A 328-nucleotide genomic window follows, 5' to 3' on the forward strand; every position below is an offset into this window, starting at 1 on the left:
CACCGGTATCGGTGCGCCGTTCTCGGCCACGCAGAACTACACCCTGCACGTGGTCGCGCCGGCTCTCACGCTCGCCCCGGCCAGCCTCGCGGACGGCACCGTGGGTGTGGCCTATCCTTCTGAAACGCTTGCCGCCAGCGGCGGTGTGGGTCCGTATACCTACGCGCTGACCGGCACCCTGCCCGCCGGCATGAGCTTCAATGCCGGTACGGCCACCCTGTCGGGCACGCCCAGCGCGGCTGGCAGCTTCCCGCTGACGGCCACCGCCACCGATGCGCACGGCTTCACCGCCACCGCCCACTACACGCTGAAGATCGCGGCGGCAACG

General features: G+C 70.7%; 1 protein-coding gene. It reads left to right on the forward strand.

Going from position 1 to position 328, the window contains the following annotated elements:
* Positions 1 to 328: putative Ig domain-containing protein (locus tag ASG87_RS19080; protein WP_162258304.1), on the forward strand; the 328-nt coding region annotated here is incomplete at both ends.

Source organism: Frateuria sp. Soil773 (assembly GCF_001428405.1).
GTDB lineage: Bacteria > Pseudomonadota > Gammaproteobacteria > Xanthomonadales > Rhodanobacteraceae > LMSL01.